At 73.1% G+C, this 14867-nt stretch carries 13 protein-coding genes; 6 read left to right on the top strand and 7 right to left on the bottom strand.

The features are described 5' to 3' along the window. Positions 1–183: 183 nt before the first annotated feature. Positions 184–1578, bottom strand: coding sequence for an HNH endonuclease signature motif containing protein (locus FHU37_RS16865; RefSeq protein ID WP_179814992.1), 1395 nt, complete (start codon positions 1576–1578; stop codon positions 184–186). Between the two features lie 143 nt (positions 1579–1721). Between FHU37_RS16865 and FHU37_RS16860 the strand changes: the two genes are divergently transcribed. Then, entirely contained in the window at positions 1722–2897 is a 1176-nt protein-coding gene (locus FHU37_RS16860) for a site-2 protease family protein (RefSeq protein WP_179814991.1), read from the top strand. Here the strand turns inward: FHU37_RS16860 and FHU37_RS16855 are convergent. From FHU37_RS16855 to FHU37_RS16845, 3 genes are all read right to left on the bottom strand, one after another. Further along, complete coding sequence (locus tag FHU37_RS16855) at positions 2891–4009, bottom strand: baeRF2 domain-containing protein (protein ID WP_179814990.1); 1119 nt, start codon at positions 4007–4009, stop codon at positions 2891–2893. The two genes, FHU37_RS16860 and FHU37_RS16855, sit on opposite strands and share 7 nt — an antisense overlap. 175 nt (positions 4010–4184) lie before the next feature. After that, on the bottom strand, positions 4185–4352 hold the full coding sequence (locus tag FHU37_RS16850) for a hypothetical protein (protein ID WP_179814989.1): 168 nt from the start codon (positions 4350–4352) through the stop codon (positions 4185–4187). A gap of 96 nt (positions 4353–4448) precedes the next feature. Next, the gene (locus tag FHU37_RS16845) at positions 4449–4811 is read right to left on the bottom strand and encodes a YybH family protein (protein ID WP_179814988.1); all 363 of its coding nucleotides are present in this window, start codon (positions 4809–4811) and stop codon (positions 4449–4451) included. A 93-nt stretch (positions 4812–4904) separates the two neighbouring features. Between FHU37_RS16845 and FHU37_RS16840 the strand changes: the two genes are divergently transcribed. Beyond that, complete coding sequence (locus FHU37_RS16840; protein WP_179814987.1) at positions 4905–5801, top strand: LysR substrate-binding domain-containing protein; 897 nt, start codon at positions 4905–4907, stop codon at positions 5799–5801. Between the two features lie 53 nt (positions 5802–5854). Here FHU37_RS16840 and FHU37_RS16835 read toward each other — a convergent pair whose 3' ends face one another. Continuing rightward, on the bottom strand, positions 5855–6679 hold the full coding sequence (locus FHU37_RS16835; protein ID WP_179814986.1) for a TetR/AcrR family transcriptional regulator: 825 nt from the start codon (positions 6677–6679) through the stop codon (positions 5855–5857). Positions 6680–6754: 75 nt separating this feature from the next. Here FHU37_RS16835 and FHU37_RS16830 point away from each other — a divergent pair, with 75 nt between their 5' ends. Both FHU37_RS16830 and FHU37_RS16825 read left to right on the top strand, forming a co-directional pair. Next, positions 6755–9088, top strand: a complete 2334-nt coding sequence (locus FHU37_RS16830; RefSeq protein ID WP_179814985.1) for an ATP-binding cassette domain-containing protein — start codon at positions 6755–6757, stop codon at positions 9086–9088. A 100-nt stretch (positions 9089–9188) separates the two neighbouring features. Beyond that, a complete protein-coding gene (locus tag FHU37_RS16825) occupies positions 9189–10058 on the top strand; it encodes an SDR family NAD(P)-dependent oxidoreductase (protein ID WP_179814984.1) in 870 nt (289 codons plus the stop codon). A 149-nt stretch (positions 10059–10207) separates the two neighbouring features. Here FHU37_RS16825 and FHU37_RS16820 read toward each other — a convergent pair whose 3' ends face one another. Further along, the gene (locus FHU37_RS16820; RefSeq protein ID WP_312892641.1) at positions 10208–11815 is read right to left on the bottom strand and encodes a PQQ-dependent sugar dehydrogenase; all 1608 of its coding nucleotides are present in this window, start codon (positions 11813–11815) and stop codon (positions 10208–10210) included. 309 nt (positions 11816–12124) lie between these two features. Here FHU37_RS16820 and FHU37_RS16815 point away from each other — a divergent pair, with 309 nt between their 5' ends. Beyond that, positions 12125–13108: an aldo/keto reductase gene (locus FHU37_RS16815; protein WP_179814983.1), complete on the top strand. Its 984-nt coding sequence runs from the start codon at positions 12125–12127 to the stop codon at positions 13106–13108. 61 nt (positions 13109–13169) lie between these two features. Here FHU37_RS16815 and FHU37_RS16810 read toward each other — a convergent pair whose 3' ends face one another. Beyond that, positions 13170–14156 (bottom strand): FAD-dependent oxidoreductase, encoded by a 987-nt coding sequence (locus FHU37_RS16810; protein WP_179814982.1) that lies wholly within the window; start codon positions 14154–14156, stop codon positions 13170–13172. A gap of 165 nt (positions 14157–14321) precedes the next feature. Here FHU37_RS16810 and FHU37_RS16805 point away from each other — a divergent pair, with 165 nt between their 5' ends. Then, entirely contained in the window at positions 14322–14657 is a 336-nt protein-coding gene (locus FHU37_RS16805) for a YnfA family protein (protein WP_179814981.1), read from the top strand. The last annotated feature ends 210 nt before the right edge of the window (positions 14658–14867 follow it).

Raw genomic sequence — 14867 nt, 5'->3', positions numbered from 1 at the left:
GTCCCTAGCACCGGGACTGCGAGGGGCAGCCGGCGTGGCGGTGCGCTGCCACGCTGACGGCTACACCTGGGGCAACAGGCGCAGCCCGGGCAGGGCGAGGAGGGCCGGGCCGGGTGCGATGGAAGCAGGGCAGGAGCCGTCGGGGTCTCCCAGGGGCGTGGCGCACTGCAGGCACAGATTCGCTTAGCTTCCTGGCAGGAAAGTCCGGTGCCGGCTGCGGGCTACTACGAGTAGTTGCTCTTGCAACTTGCGCCGGTTCTTTCCTCGTGTCTTGAGCGCGTGGCAATTGGGGCAGAGGGCGATCATGACTTCGGGGACGTCCTGCCCAGTACGGGCCAGGCCATTGACGTGGTCGACCTCCAGGATCGGTTGATCGGCGTCAGTGAGTTCATGGGGGTGTCCCATGCATGAGGGGTTCTCGCAGCGGCCTTCGCTGCGTAGTATCACGGCTTCTCTTGCTGCGGGTGAGCGCAGGTACCTCTCCACCTGAGCGAGCTTGGACTGGCGGGTTCGGCCAGCTGCCGTGCGCTGAGCAGCCGCTGATAGCTGCTTGTATTTCTCGCGGGCGCTGGTTGCCGCCGTCTCCGGAGCCGAGTCCACCTCGACGGGGATGACGTCGAGGGAGTCGTCATGGAGTTGCCCGTCATCCTGCAGGAGAGCTTCTTTGAACTCCAGGGGCCAGGTCTCCCGCATCGGCGAGGGGACGGGCGCGAGGATCCATACGTACTCTCGGCGCTGCTGGCCGTCTTGTCCTCGGCCCCAGCGTCGGCGGCGCTGGATGATGACCGCCCAGGTCTCGAAGGTCCAGTGGCCTTTGTAGGGCTTGTGCCAGTAGCGCAGGGCTTTCTGTTGCTCCTGGTATTCCGCCATCGCACGGTTGCCCATGGTCAGGGTCTGGTCGCCGGAGAGACCATCGCCGGTGTAGGCAATCCAGTTCGTCTCCGGGATGCGCTGGTCGGCGTACGGGCCCTTGTCGTCCGAGTAGACAGTGAGGACGCCATCGGCGAGCGGGGTGATGCCCAGCACCCGATTTCCGCCATACACGTCGGCGATGGCGTTGCGATTCGGGTACGTCTCTCCCAAGTGCGGACGCATGCGGTCGGCGATCCGCCCGGCCATCAACTCCTGGAGTCCCAGGGATTCCAGAAACGAGGGGGGCAGCGGATGGAAAAAACGGGTAAGTAGGGTGCTCACCGCCCATGCCGCTAGTTCCAAGTCCCCGGCCAGACGGTCGTAGTCATCCTTCGGCAGCCCGGCCAGAGGGTTTGCCTGATCCAACGCGGACAGTTTCGGGCGTCGTCCCTGGCTCGTCAGGGGGAGATCAGTGGAATTCTCCACCTCCCACAACTGGTTCCGTTGCAGGGCCCAGAAGGGGTACAGCACGTCTTGAGGGCCACCCGCCGCTCCAGCAAAGGTGGCGAGCAGCGGACCCACAGCCTCGTGGACCGTCGACCACGACTGCTGGCGCGGGCGCCCATGCACGGCTTGGGCGATGGCCCACAGCAGGAGCAAGGGGCGATGCAGATGTTGTCCCGTGCGCCGGTTGGCGGGTTGCAGCTTCCCGATCCGCTCGATCAAGTCCCGCCCATCGGCCATCTCGCCACCCCAACCCTCTAGTCCTACTAGTAGGACTATCTGATCAGACAGGGCTGACGGGCATGTGTGGGGTGGGGGTGGGTAGTCGGGCGGGGGTTGGTGGGGGGTGGCGGAGGTGAGCGGGTGTGCGGCCGACGTTCGTGCTGGGGCGGGTGCGGGGGGTGGAGGTCGGGGTCAACTGGAGCGTGCTGGTCGTCTTCGTGCTCATCGCGCTGGGGCTGGCGCAGGGACGGCTGCCGGCGGCGCATCCGGGGCGGTCCGCGGTGCTGTACTGGGTCGTGGGGCTGGTCGCGGCGGTGGTGTTCTTCGGGTCGCTGCTGGCCCACGAGATGGCGCACGCGGTGGTGGCGCGGCGTGAGGGGGTGGAGGTCGACGGCATCACGCTGTGGCTGCTCGGTGGGGCGGCGCGGATGAGGGCGGAGGCGGGCACGCCGGGGGCCGAGGTGCGGATCGCCGGGGTGGGGCCGCTGGTGAGCGGGGTGCTGGGGGTTGCGTTCACCCTGGTGGCGTGGCTGCTGGACGCGGCCTCGGCGTCGGCGCTGGTGGTCGAGGCGGTGGCCTGGCTGGCGGGGATCAACATCCTGCTGGCGCTGTTCAACGCCGTGCCGGCCGCGCCGCTGGACGGCGGGCGGCTGCTGCGGGCGGTGCTGTGGTGGCGCACCGGGGACCGGCTGCGCGCCACCGTGGGGGCGACCACGGCGGGCCGGGTGCTCGGGTGGGCGCTGGTGCTGCTGGGGCTGTACCTGTTCCTGGTGGGACCCATGGTGAACGGCGTCTGGCTGGCCCTGATCGGCTGGTTCCTGCTCGCCGCCGCGACCGTGGAGGGGCGGCAGGCGCGGGTCCAGGACGCGCTGTCCGGGATCCCGGTCCGGCGGGCGATGACGCCCGAGCCGGTGAACGCCCCGGCCGATCTGACCGTCGCGGACTTCCTGGACGGCCCGCTCTTCCGGTACCGGCACTCGGCGTTCCCGGTCACCGACGGGGGCGCGCCGGTGGGTCTGGTGACCCTGCACCGGATCAGGCGGGTGCCGGTGGCGGAGCGGGGCACGACGGTGCTGGCCGACGTGATGCGTCCACTCGCCGAGGTGGCGACCGCCGGGCCGGAGGAGCCGCTCGGTGACGTCCTGCCACGCCTGGAGTCCGCCGAGGAGCGCCGGGTGCTGGTGCTCGACGACGGCGCGCTGGTGGGCATCGTGTCGCCGTCGGACGTCAGCCGCACCGTGGCCTGGTTGACGTCGATCGGGCCGGGGCGGCGGGGCGGCCCCGGCCACCGGGGCGGTGAGCGGCGGTGGGGTCAGTAGCGGAGCAGGACGCCGACTCCGTCGTCCAGCGGCAGCTCCTCCCGCGGCACGACGACGAGCTCGGCGCCGGTGCCGACCAGCGCCCGCAGCACGATGGCGTCGGCCGGCTCCTCGTAGAAGGAACGCACGCCGAAGGAGCGCAGTTCGTCCGGCGACAGCGCGAGCTGCTTGGGCTCCGGGCCGGCCCACAGCGGCATGGGCAGGTCCGTGGGACGGTTGAGCAGCAGCGCTTCGGCCTGGCCGCGTTGCAGGGCGGCGACGACCGTGCGGAGCCCCTCGCCGGCGGCCTCGTCGCGGGCGCGCCGCGCCAGGAAAAGCTCCCGGCGGGCCTGGTCCCCGGCGGACAGGCGCCGGCCCAGCAGCGCGCCCAGTTCCTCCTCCAGGAGCGCGCGGCCGTCGGGGCCGTCGGGGCTGCCCTCGGTGTCGGCGTCGGCGTCGGCGTCGGCGGGTGGCGGGAGCGTGGCGACGCGCTCCCGCAGATGGCTCGGCAGCCGGTTCACCAGCACGCCGCGTTCCCACACCCCCGCGCACACCGCGACCACTTCGGCCGTCCCCTGGGCGGCGAGGGTCGCCAACTCCTCGGCGATCTCCTCCGCGCGCCCCCTCCAGTGGGAGGCCACCCCCCGCCAGTGGGCGCGTGGCCCCGGGGCGACGCGGCTCATCGGCCACCGGCCGGTCTCCAGGTAGGCCTCCATGGGCGCCTCCGCGTCGTCCGCGCCCTCCCGCGGGCCGAGGCGTCGCACCAGGACGGTCGCGAACGGGATGTCCGGCGCGTGCTGCACCGCCATACGCATCGCGTCCGGCATCGCCGCGTACCGCGCGGCCTCGCGCACGGGCGGCTCGGGCACCACCTCGGCCAGCAGCAGCCGGCCGCGGGCGGCGAAGAGCGCCTGGCCGTGTCGGCCGGGTACCTCACGGTCGGCTCCCACCGCCCCGGACAGGGCGGCGACGGTTTCGGGGTCGGCGCCCTGGGCGGTCAGCGCGTCGCGCAGGTGCCGCCAGCGCAGCTCGATCGCGTGGTCCGGGTCGTCGATGTCGCGGGAGGTGTCCAGGTAGGCGCTGGCGCACGGGCCGGGCCGGGCGTACAGCGGATCGAGGAAGGACAGCTTCACGGGTCGCACTCCTTGTCGGTGGACCCGCGGGTACCCCGTCCCGCCGGATCGACCCGGGGAGTGTCCGGGGGCAGTGGGTGGGTGCCGCCGCAGGGGCCGGTCGCGTTCCCGCGCGCGGCCCGTGCGGAGGGCCACCGCTGTGAGCGGTGGCCCTCCGCACGGCGACGGGGCGGTGTCACCGCTTGCACTGCCGGCAGGCTCGCAGGCCCTGGGCCCTGGCCTCCTCCTCGGCCAGTTCCTCCCTCCCCTGGTAGGTCTCCGGCTTGCCGTTCAGTGCGGGGCAGTCGAGATCGGTGTGGTAGGCGTACCGGTAGATCCCGATGCGTACGTACACGTTGCCCATGGGCGTCCTCCGCGCGGCCTGGACTCGTCGTCGCTCCGGGCCACGACGCTACCCAACGCCGGCGCGGCAGACGTGCCGATCGTGGACGGAACCCGATCAGGCGCCGGTCTCCGGGCGGTCGATGACGCGCAGCCAGCTGCCGTCCGGCTGGCGGCGGACGACCTGGGTCCGGCCGCCGGTGCCGTCGGCGGGGCGGGTGGAGGTGAGGGCCAGGTCCCCGTAGTGGACGGTCGGCAGCGGTTCCTCCAGTTGGAAGGGCAGCGGGGCGTGTTCGAGCATCCGCTCCAGCACGGCGCGGATCGCCTCCCGGCCGACGGTGACGGCGCCGGGCGGGTAGGCCATGACGGCGTCGGGCGCGTAGAGCTCGGCCAGGCCCTCGGCGTCGCGGGCGTTGGCGCGTTCCACGAACAGCCGGGCCAGGTCCTCGGGGGTGGCGGCGCGTTCACGGGTCTGGGTCATGGGGTGGACTCCTTTCTCTTCCGCCGTCCACTCTGGCGCCGGGCGATCCAGAAGTCCAAGAGATGGTTGGTATGAAGGCTAGAATTATTGGTTATGGAACTCCGGCAGCTTGAGTACTTCGTGGCCGTGGCCGAGGAGCGGAACTTCACCCGGGCCGCCGAACGGGTGCGCGTCGCCCAGCCCGGGGTGAGCGCGCAGATCCGCCGGCTGGAGCGGGAGCTGGGCGAGGAACTGCTGGACCGCTCCGGCCGCGCCGTGCGGCTGACCGAGGTGGGGGCGGCCGTGCTGCCCTACGCGCGGGCCGCCCTGGCCGCGGTGGAGGGCGTCCGGACGGCGGTCGGGGAGCTCACCGGGCTGCTCCGCGGGCGGGTCGCCGTGGGCACGGTGACCTCGCACGACGTCGACCTGCCGACGCTGCTGGCGGACTTCCACGACGACCATCCGGGCGTCGAGATCACCCTCGCCGAGGCGAACACCGACCAACTGGTGGAGGGGCTGCGGGACGGGACGCTCGACGCCGCCATCATCAGCGTGGGCGCCCAGACCGCCCCGGCCGGACTGGAGATCGAGGTGGTCGACGACCAGCCGATCGTGGTCGCGGTCAGCCACGACCACGAACTCGGCCCCCACCCGGTGATCTCGCTCGACACCCTGCGCGGCCGCCCGCTGATCAGCCTCCCCCGCGGGACGGGCCTGCGCGCCCGTCTGGAGGATGCCTGCGCGGCCGCCGGGTTCGCGCCGCGGATCGCCTTCGAGGCCGGCAACCCGGAACTCCTGGCCGAGCTCGCCGCCCGGGGCCTGGGCGCGGCTGTCCTGCCGGGGGCGTTCGCCGAGGCACGCTCGGACCGGCTGCGCGTCATCGCCGTCGACCGCCCGGCGCTGCGCGGACGGCTCGTCCTCGCCTGGCGCGCGGACGGCCCCACCGGCCCCGCCGCCCGCGCCCTGCTGGCCCGCGCCCGCGCCGCCCTCCGCGAGCAGCGCGGGCGGTAAAGCAGCAGGCAGCGCGCCGGGGCGGGGGCGCGCCGGGCGGGGGCGCCGGCCGCTCAGCGCGGCGCGGCGTCGTGGCGGGCGATGGCGGCGGCGATGCCGTCGAGGAGGAGGGTGAGGCCGGCGGTGAAGCTCTCCCGGGCCTCCTGCTCCAGGTAGGGCGTGGTCTCGTCGTCCAGCGTGAAGGCGCCCTCGCGTTCCAGCCAGGTGACGGTCGGGAAGCGCTCGGCGAAGTCCGCGGCGTACTCCTCGAGCTGCGCGGAGCGGGCGTACCACCACTCCTCGTCGGAGACGCCGGTCGCGGCGGCGGCCTGACGGGTCTCGGCGACCGTCTGGGCGGCGCCGCGGACGAAGTGGGTCAGGGCGCCGACGACGCGGCGGAGCGTGGTGGGCGGCAGGCCGGTGCCGCGCAGGATGCGCAGTGCGGTCTCCAGCATGACGTACTCGCCGGGGCCGAGCACCGGGCGGGCCGGGGAGACCTGGAGGACCCACGGGTGGCGCAGGTAGAAGGTCCACAGGTCGTCGGCCCAGGCGGTGGCGGCGGCACGCCAGCCGGCGTCGTCCGGGTAGTCGGTGGGCAGTTCGCCGAGGACGCGGTCGTACATGAGGTCGACCAGCTCGCTCTTGCCGGGGACGTAGGTGTACAGCGCCATGGCGGTGCGGCCGAGCCGCTCCCCGACCGCGCGCATGGACAGCGCCGCCATGCCCCGCGTGTCGGCGATCGCGACGGCGGCCTCGACGACGGCGTCCAGGGTCAGTCCGGGGCGCGGTCCCGGGGCGGTGTGGTTCGGGCGGCCGGGGCGGGTGCGGCCGGGGGCGGCGTGACGCCACAGCAGTTCCATCGAACGCCGAGGGTCGCCCTGTCCGGCGAAGACCACCAACTTGCGACTCCTTACGCCGTAAAGTACCGTGCGCCAGCCATCCCTTTACGGCGTAAAGATATCAGGAGAGGCGGCATGGGTCCTCAGCCCCACACCTTCGACCATCCGACGGGCGACGGGCGCGCCGCCGCGGACAGTCACGACGTGATCGAGGTCCGCGGAGCCAGGGAGAACAACCTGGCGAACGTCTCGCTGGACATCCCCAAGCGCCGACTCACCGTGTTCACCGGAGTCTCCGGTTCCGGAAAGTCCTCCCTGGTCTTCGGGACCATCGCCGCGGAGTCCCAGCGGCTGATCAACGAGACCTACACGGCCTTCATCCAGTCGTTCATGCCGAGTCTCGGCCGGCCGGACGTCGACGCGCTGCGCAACCTGAGCGCGGCGATCGTCGTCGACCAGGAGCGGATGGGCGCCAACTCGCGCTCCACGGTGGGCACGGCCACCGACGCGCAGACCATGCTGCGGATCATCTTCAGCCGCCTCGGCACCCCGCACGTCGGCACGTCCACCGCCTTCAGCTTCAACAGCGCCGAGGGCATGTGCCCGCGCTGCGAGGGCCTCGGCCGGATCTCGGACATCGACATCTCGCAGCTGGTCGACCGCGAACTGTCGCTCAACGAGGGGGCGATCACCGTCCCCGGTTTCACCGTCGGCTCGTGGTACTGGCAGAGCCTCGCGCTCTCCGGTTTCGTCGACCCCGACGTCAAGCTGAAGGACTACAGCCCCACCCAGTGGGAGGACTTCCTGCACAAGACCGCCACCAAGATCAAGATAGGGACGACCAACGTCACCTACGAGGGTCTGGTGGTCAAGGTGCGGCGGCTGTACCTGTCCAAGGACCGGGAGTCCGCGCAGCCGCACATCCGGGCGTTCATGGACCGCGCGGTGGCCTTCACCGACTGCCCCGACTGCGGCGGAACCCGCCTCAACGCCGCCGCCCTGGCCAGCCGGATCGACGGGCGCAACATCGCCGAGTGCTCGGCCATGCAGATCAGCGACCTGGCCGAGTTCGTCCGCGGGATCAAGGACCCGTCGGTGGAGCCGCTGGTGGCCACCCTCAGCGGCACCCTGGACTCGCTGGTCGAGATCGGCCTGGGCTACCTGAGCCTGGACCGCGAGTCCGGCACGCTCTCCGGCGGCGAGGCGCAGCGGGTGAAGATGGTCCGGCACCTCGGCTCCAGCCTGACCGACGTCACCTACGTCTTCGACGAGCCCACGGTGGGCCTGCACCCGCACGACATACAGCGGATGAACGGCCTGCTCCTGCGGCTGCGCGACAAGGGCAACACCGTCCTGGTCGTCGAGCACAAGCCGGAGACCATCGAGATCGCCGACCACGTGGTCGACCTCGGCCCCGGGGCGGGCTCGGCCGGGGGCCGGGTGATGTACGCCGGGGACGTGGCGGGCCTGCGCAAGTCCGACTCGCTGACCGGACGCCACCTCGACCACCGCGCCGAGCTGCGCGCCCGGCCCCGCACCCCCCGCGGACAGCTGTCGATCACCGGCGCCTCCCTGCACAACCTCAAGGACGTGAGCGTCGACATCCCGCTGGGCGTGCTCACCGTGGTCACCGGCGTCGCCGGCTCCGGCAAGAGCTCGCTGATCCACGGCTCGCTGTCCGGCCGGGACGGGGTGGTCACCGTCGACCAGTCGCCGATCCGCGGCTCCCGCCGCAGCAACCCGGCCACCTACAGCGGGCTGCTCGACGCGATCCGCACCGCCTTCGCCAAGGCCAACGGCGTCAAGGCGGCCCTGTTCAGCGCCAACTCCGAGGGCGCCTGCCCGACCTGCAAGGGCATCGGGCTGGTGTACACCGACCTGGCGATGATGGCCGGGGTGGCGTCCGTCTGCGAGACCTGCGAGGGGAAACGGTTCACCGCGGAGGTGCTCACCCACAAGCTGCGCGGCAAGGACATCAGCGAGGTCCTGGCCATGTCGGTGACCGAGGCCCGCGACTTCTTCACCTCCGGGCCGGCCCGCGCCGTGCTGGACCGGCTCAGCGACGTGGGCCTGGGCTACCTGGGGCTGGGCCAGCCGCTCACCACGCTCTCCGGCGGTGAACGGCAGCGCCTCAAGCTGGCCATCCACATGGCGGAGAAGGCCGCCACCTACGTGCTGGACGAGCCGACCACCGGCCTGCACCTCGCGGACGTGGACCAGCTCCTCGCGCTGCTGGACCGGCTCGTCGACGCCGGCAACACCGTCGTCGTCATCGAGCACCACCAGGCGGTGATGGCCCACGCCGACTGGCTCATCGACCTCGGGCCGGGCGCCGGCCACGACGGCGGCCGGATCGTCTTCACCGGCACCCCCGCCGACCTGGTCGCCCACGGCGACTCGCTGACCGCCCACCACCTGCGCGCCTACGTCGGGGCGCGCCGGGACGGGGAGGAGCGGCCGGGCGCCTGACGCCGGCCGGCCCGGTCCGACCGCTTCCCGTGTCGGACCGGGCCACGCCGTGCCATGCTGCCCTCCAGCCGTGCGGTAACGCGATGGAGGGAGCGGGCACATGGGACTCGACGGACGTCCGACGACGCGTGTGGCGGTGGTGACCGGCGCGGCACAGGGGATCGGTCGCCGGGTGAGCGAGACCCTCGCCGCCGAGGGCTACGCGCTCGTCCTCGCCGACCTGCGCGAACCGACCGAGACCCTGGCCGCCGTCCGCCGGGCGGCCGTTCCGGGGACCGGTGACGGCGATGGGGATGGTGCCGCCGGTGAGGGTGATGGGGCTGCCACCGGTGCCGGCGCGCCGCGGGCGGTGGCGCTGACCGGCGACGTGGCCGACGCCGAGTACGCGCGCCGGCTCACCGACGAGGTGCGGGAACGCTTCGGCCGGGTCGACGTGCTGGTCAACAACGCCGGCGTCTCCCTGCTCACCCCGGCCGAGGAGACCACGGCCGAGCAGTGGCGCCGGGTGCTGGAGGTCAACCTCACCGGACCGTTCCTGCTCTCCCAGGCGCTCGGCCGGCTGATGCTCGCCGCCGGCTCCGGCGCCATCGTGAACATCGCGTCCATCGCCGGCCTGCACGGCGTCGCCGACCGCGCCGCCTACAACACCAGCAAGCACGGCCTGATCGGTCTGACCCGGACGCTGGCCGCCGAGTGGGGCGGTCGCGGCGTCCGGGTCAACGCCGTCTGCCCGGGCTGGGTCAAGACCGAGATGGACGCCGCCGACCAGGCCTCCGGCGGCTACACGGACGACGACATCACCGACCGCGTGCCGATGGGCCGCTTCGCCGTCCCGGGCGACATCGCCGCCGCCGTCTCCTTCCTGGCCGACCCGGCCCGCAGCGGTTTCGTCAACGGAGTCGCCCTCCCCGTCGACGGCGGCTGGACCGCCGACGCGAGCTGGACCTCCCTCCGCCTCCGCAAGCGCTGAACGCCCCTTGAGCACGGCGAACGCCGCTTGAGCACCGCCGCCACCGCCCCCTCGGGGCCGGTGGGTGGCACCGAGGGGGGTGGGGTGGCGGCGGGGTGGGGTGGGTGGCGGGGTGGGGTGGGTGGCGGGGTGGGGTGGGGTGGGGTGGGTCAGGCGCAGGGGGCGCCGTTGAGGTGGAAGGTGGTGGGGGTGGGGTTGGCGGGGCCGCCGCCGGTGGCGAGGAAGCCGAAGGTGGTCGAGGCGCCGGGGGCGAGTCGGCCGTTCCAGCCGAGGTTGGTGGCGGTGGCGGTGGCGCCCTGCTGGGTGATGGCGGCGTCCCAGGCGCTGGTCACCCGCTGGTCGGCCGGGAAGGTCCAGGCCAGGCGCCAGCCGTCGATCGGCTCGGTGCCGGTGTTGGTGACGGTGACCGAGGCGGTGAAGCCGGTCCCCCACTGGCTCGCCACCCGGTAGTTCACCGCGCAGGTGGGGGCCGGGGCGGTGCTCTCGAAGGAGACCCGGTGCAGGCCGCCGGGCAGGTCGTTGACGACGTACAGCTCGCCGTCGGCGTCGGTGCCGAAGGCGGTGACCTGGATCGGGAACTCGCCGATGCGGGCGCTGGTGTGGGTGCCGTCCGGGTTCGCGCGCACCGCCCAGGCGGCGGCCGAGCAGTAGTCGCTGGCCACGTAGGTGCCGCCGGCGATGTCGGCGAAGCGCTCACCGCGGTAGACGTGACCGCCGATCACCGCGCAGCCCTCGACGGAGGTGGGGTAGGTGAAGACCGGGTCGGTGTAGACGGCCCCGGGCTCGCAACGGGTGGGGTCGAACTGCTCGGTGCCCTCCCGGCAGGACCAGCCCAGGTTCGCCCCGGCCTGGTCGGCGGCGAGGTGGTTGATCTCCTCCGAGCCGCCCTGGCCGACGTCGGCGATCCACAGCGAGCCGTCGGCCGGGTCGAAGGAGAACCGCCAGGGGTTGCGCAGCCCGTAGGCCCAGATCTCCGGGCGGGCGCCGGGGGTGTCGACGAACGGGTTGTCCGCCGGCACGCAGTAGGGCAGGTCGCCGCAGGCGGAGTCGACGTCGAGGCGGAGGATCTTGCCGAGGAGGGTGCCGAGGTTCTGCCCGGAGCCCAGGCTGTCCCCGGCGCCGCCGCCGTCGCCGATGCTCAGGTAGAGGTAGCCGTCGGGGCCGAAGGCGAGTTCGCCGCCGTTGTGGTTGGTGAAGGTGGCGTGCTCCTGGGTGAGCAGGACCTCCTCGGTCGCGCCGGTGGCGGACAGGCGGAAGCGGGAGAGCGTGACGGCGCCGTCCGACAGCCGGGTGTAGGCGAGGTAGAGGACCTGGCTGGTGGCGAAGTCCGGGGCGGGGGCGATGCCGAGCAGGCCGCGCTCGTTGTCGGAGGAGTCCACCCGGTCCTGGATGTCCAGCAGCGGGTCGGCGGCCAGCCCGGTGTCCGGGTGGTAGACGCGGATCCGGCCGGGCTTCTCCAGGATGAACAGCCTGCCGGTGCCGTCGTCGGGCGAGCTGACGGCGGTGGGACGGCGCAGGCCGAAGGCGACCTGGGTGGTGCTGACGGTCAGGTGCTCCAGCGGCACGGCGGCAGCGGAGAGGTCCTGGCCGGAGACGTTCCGGCCGGACGCCCCCCGATCGGACGCCTCCCGACCGGGCACTTCCTGACCAGACACCGACAGCCCGGGCACCGGCGAGGGGAGGGTGGACTCGGCACCCGCCGCCCCGTTCGCCACGGACAGCGGCCAAAGAACGGCCGCCGCGAGGGCGATGGTCACACGTTTCGTCCATCTGCGTCGCAGCACATCGACTCCCGGAAAGCGAAAATTCACCGTGGCGGGCGGTGTGACAATGACCAATGGCTCGATCGAACGGCTCGCGGGCCGCTGACCCGGTTCATCCCCCGGCTCAGACCCAGTTCGGCCCACCGGACGCTATCGCGGCCCACCGCCCGGCGCCAGAGCTTGACGGTGGCATGACGGTCATCGACCCGTTGCGGCGCAGGAAGCTGACTCCCCGTAGGCGGGCCCCGGGCCGGGTGGGCGGTTGCCATGGACAGCCGGGCCACGGCTGGTAAGGGTGGGGGTATGGAGTACACGAATCTCGGCCGCACCGGCCTGTCCGTCAGCCGGCTGTGCCTCGGCACGATGAACTTCGGCCCGCTCACCGAGCCGTCCGACGCCCACCGGATCATGGACCAGGCCCACGCGGCCGGCGTCAACTTCTTCGACACCGCCAACGTCTACGGCGGCCGGCCCGGTGACACCACCGCCCGGGGACGCACCGAGGAGATCATCGGTGACTGGTTCGCCCAGGGCGGCGGCCGGCGGGAACGCACCGTCCTGGCCACCAAGCTCTACGGCGCGATGGGCGAGTGGCCCAACGAGCGCGGGCTGTCCGCGCTGAACATCCGGCGGGCCTGCGAGGCCAGCCTGAAGCGGCTGCGCACCGACCACATCGACGTCTACCAGATGCACCACGTCGACCGGGCCACGCCCTGGGAGGAGATCTGGCAGGCGATGGAGGTGCTGACCCAGCAGGGCAAGGTCCTGTACGTGGGCAGCTCCAACTTCGCCGGCTGGCACATCGCCCAGGCGCAGGAGGCGGCGGCCCGCCGCCGGTACCTCGGCCTGGTCAGCGAGCAGTCGCTGTACAACCTGATCGCGCGCACGGTGGAGCTGGAGGTGCTCCCGGCGGCCCGGCACTACGGGCTCGGCGTCATCCCGTGGTCCCCGCTGCACGGCGGGCTGCTCGGCGGGGTGCTCCGCAAGGAGCGCGAGGGCGTCCGCCGGGTCGACGGGCGGGCGCGGGCCACCCTGGAGGCGAAGCGGGACAGCATCGCGGCGTACGAGGAGTTCTGCGAGGAACTCGGTCACGAGCCCGGGGACGTGGCCCTGGCCTGGCTGCTGCACCAGCCGGCCGTCACCGCGCCGATCGTGGGACCGCGCACCGGGGAGCAGTTGGACGCGGCGCTGCGCGCCCTCGACCTGCGGCTGGACGAGAAGGCGCTGGAGCGGCTGGACGAGATCTTCCCCGGGCACCGTGAAGCGCCGGAGGACTACGCCTGGTGAGGGACGGCGGTTTCCGAGCCGCTCCCACTCCTTCCGAGCGGGGTCGCTCTTCGCGGACGGCCTAGCCGGGCGGCGGGGTGGTGGTGCGCGCGTAGTAGGCGCGCAGCGCCGCCTCGGCGCCCGAGCCCGAGGCGGCCATGATCCGCTGGTAGCCGGCGGAGCGCAGGTCGCCGGCGACCAGCAGGCGGGGGTGCTGGCGTCCCGGCGGGCAGTAGCCGGCGAGATCGCGGGCCAGGTCGCCCCTCGGCGGGCACGGGGTGCTGCCGATGTTGAGGAACCCGGCGTCCGCCGCGAGGTGCCTGATCGTCCCGTCGGGGAGTTCGACCTCGGCGCGCAGGGGGTGCGGGGCGATTGGCGGGCCGGGCGTGGCGGGCTCCTCGCTGCGGGCGACGGACAGTCGGCGCACCGGGATCAGTTGGGCACGGTCGTCCCGCCGTGCCTCCTCGGTCTTGTAGTCGTCCGTCACTGGGTGCGGAACCAGCAGGTCGAGCCGGGTGTCCGGCAGCGCCCGCAGCAGCGTGCCCAGCGGGCGGTCGGCACCGACCACCAGCACGGTGCGACCGGCGCAAGCAGCGAGATCCGCCTCCCACAGCGGGGGCAGCCGCAGCTTCTCGGCGCCGGCGACCCAGGAGGTCGACTCCGGCGGGGTCGGCCCCACGCCGGTCGCCACCACGGCGTGCGGCGCGGCGACGATCTCCCCGCTGACCAGGCGGACGACGACGCCGGCGGCGGGCGCCGCGCCTCGGCGCCCGCGCACCGGTTCCTCCGTCTCGACGATGTCGGCGCGCGCACCCAGCAGGAGGCGGCAGTCGCCGGAGCCGGCGACGCGCTCGACGTCCCTGGTGACGGCGGCGGCGAGCTCCGGGCCGGTGCGGAAGCCTCCGAGCACGTTGTCCAGGGCGGGGACCGCGTACAGCTTGGAGCAGAGTCGATCACGCGCCTCCACCAGCACGGATGCCATGCCGAGGCTCGCCGCCATGACGGCCGCGGCGCAGCCGGCCGGGCCACCACCGACGATCACCAGGTCGGTTTCGAGGATCGCCGCCATAGGGGTATTGCAGCACGCGCGGGCCCGGGGCGCCCCCTGCGCGGCTCCTCTGCGGCGGCGGGGTGGGGAGTTGGGCGGGGGCCGTTGGGCGTGGGGCGGAGGGAGGGGGATGGGGACGGGGCAGGGCGTGCGGGGGTGCGTGGGGGCGCGCGGGAGAATCGACCCATGCTGCCCCTGCGCTCCGTGATCCTGTTCCTCCTGGCCGCCCTGTTCGAGATCGGTGGTGCGTGGCTGGTGTGGCAGGGGGTGCGGGAGCACCGGGGGTGGGCCTGGATCGGCGCGGGCGTGCTGGCGCTCGGGGTGTACGGCTTCGTCGCCACCCTCCAGCCGGACGCGAACTTCGGCCGGATTCTGGCCGCCTACGGCGGCGTGTTCGTCGCCGGGTCGCTCCTCTGGGGGATGGCGCTCGACGGCTACCGGCCCGACCGGTTCGATGTCGCCGGGGCCCTGCTCTGCCTCGCCGGGGTGGCCGTGATCATGTACGCGCCTCGGGGACACTGACGGTGCCCCGGAGGCACCGAGAGCGACTTGGGGGCACTGACAGCGCTGGTACGCGCAGCAGGAGTGGGGGGCGGGTGGGGGGACGGGGCGGCGGCGTGGCGGACCGGGGCCCAGAGGTACTGGGCCACAAACCCCCCTTGGGGGGCTTTCGGACCCCCTTCTTCAGGATCCCATCGAGGGCTGGCGCGGCGCAGCCCCCCATTTGCCGCC

This window comes from Allostreptomyces psammosilenae (genome assembly GCF_013407765.1).
Classification (GTDB): Bacteria; Actinomycetota; Actinomycetes; order Streptomycetales; family Streptomycetaceae; genus Allostreptomyces; species Allostreptomyces psammosilenae.
The sequence above is the reverse complement of the archived record's forward strand: the minus strand, read 5'-3'. Positions and strand labels throughout refer to the sequence as shown.

Bases quoted from the DNA above. Each gene is read 5' to 3' on its own strand.
- FHU37_RS16850 (WP_179814989.1), bottom strand. From the start codon at position 4,352: ATGGGCAACGTGTACGTACGCATCGGGATCTACCGGTACGCCTACCAC.
- FHU37_RS16845 (WP_179814988.1), bottom strand. From the start codon at position 4,811: ATGACCCAGACCCGTGAACGCGCCGCCACCCCCGAGGACCTGGCCCGG.
- FHU37_RS16840 (WP_179814987.1), top strand. From the start codon at position 4,905: ATGGAACTCCGGCAGCTTGAGTACTTCGTGGCCGTGGCCGAGGAGCGG.
- FHU37_RS16830 (WP_179814985.1), top strand. From the start codon at position 6,755: ATGGGTCCTCAGCCCCACACCTTCGACCATCCGACGGGCGACGGGCGC.
- FHU37_RS16825 (WP_179814984.1), top strand. From the start codon at position 9,189: ATGGGACTCGACGGACGTCCGACGACGCGTGTGGCGGTGGTGACCGGC.
- FHU37_RS16815 (WP_179814983.1), top strand. From the start codon at position 12,125: ATGGAGTACACGAATCTCGGCCGCACCGGCCTGTCCGTCAGCCGGCTG.
- FHU37_RS16810 (WP_179814982.1), bottom strand. From the start codon at position 14,156: ATGGCGGCGATCCTCGAAACCGACCTGGTGATCGTCGGTGGTGGCCCG.
- FHU37_RS16805 (WP_179814981.1), top strand. From the start codon at position 14,322: ATGCTGCCCCTGCGCTCCGTGATCCTGTTCCTCCTGGCCGCCCTGTTC.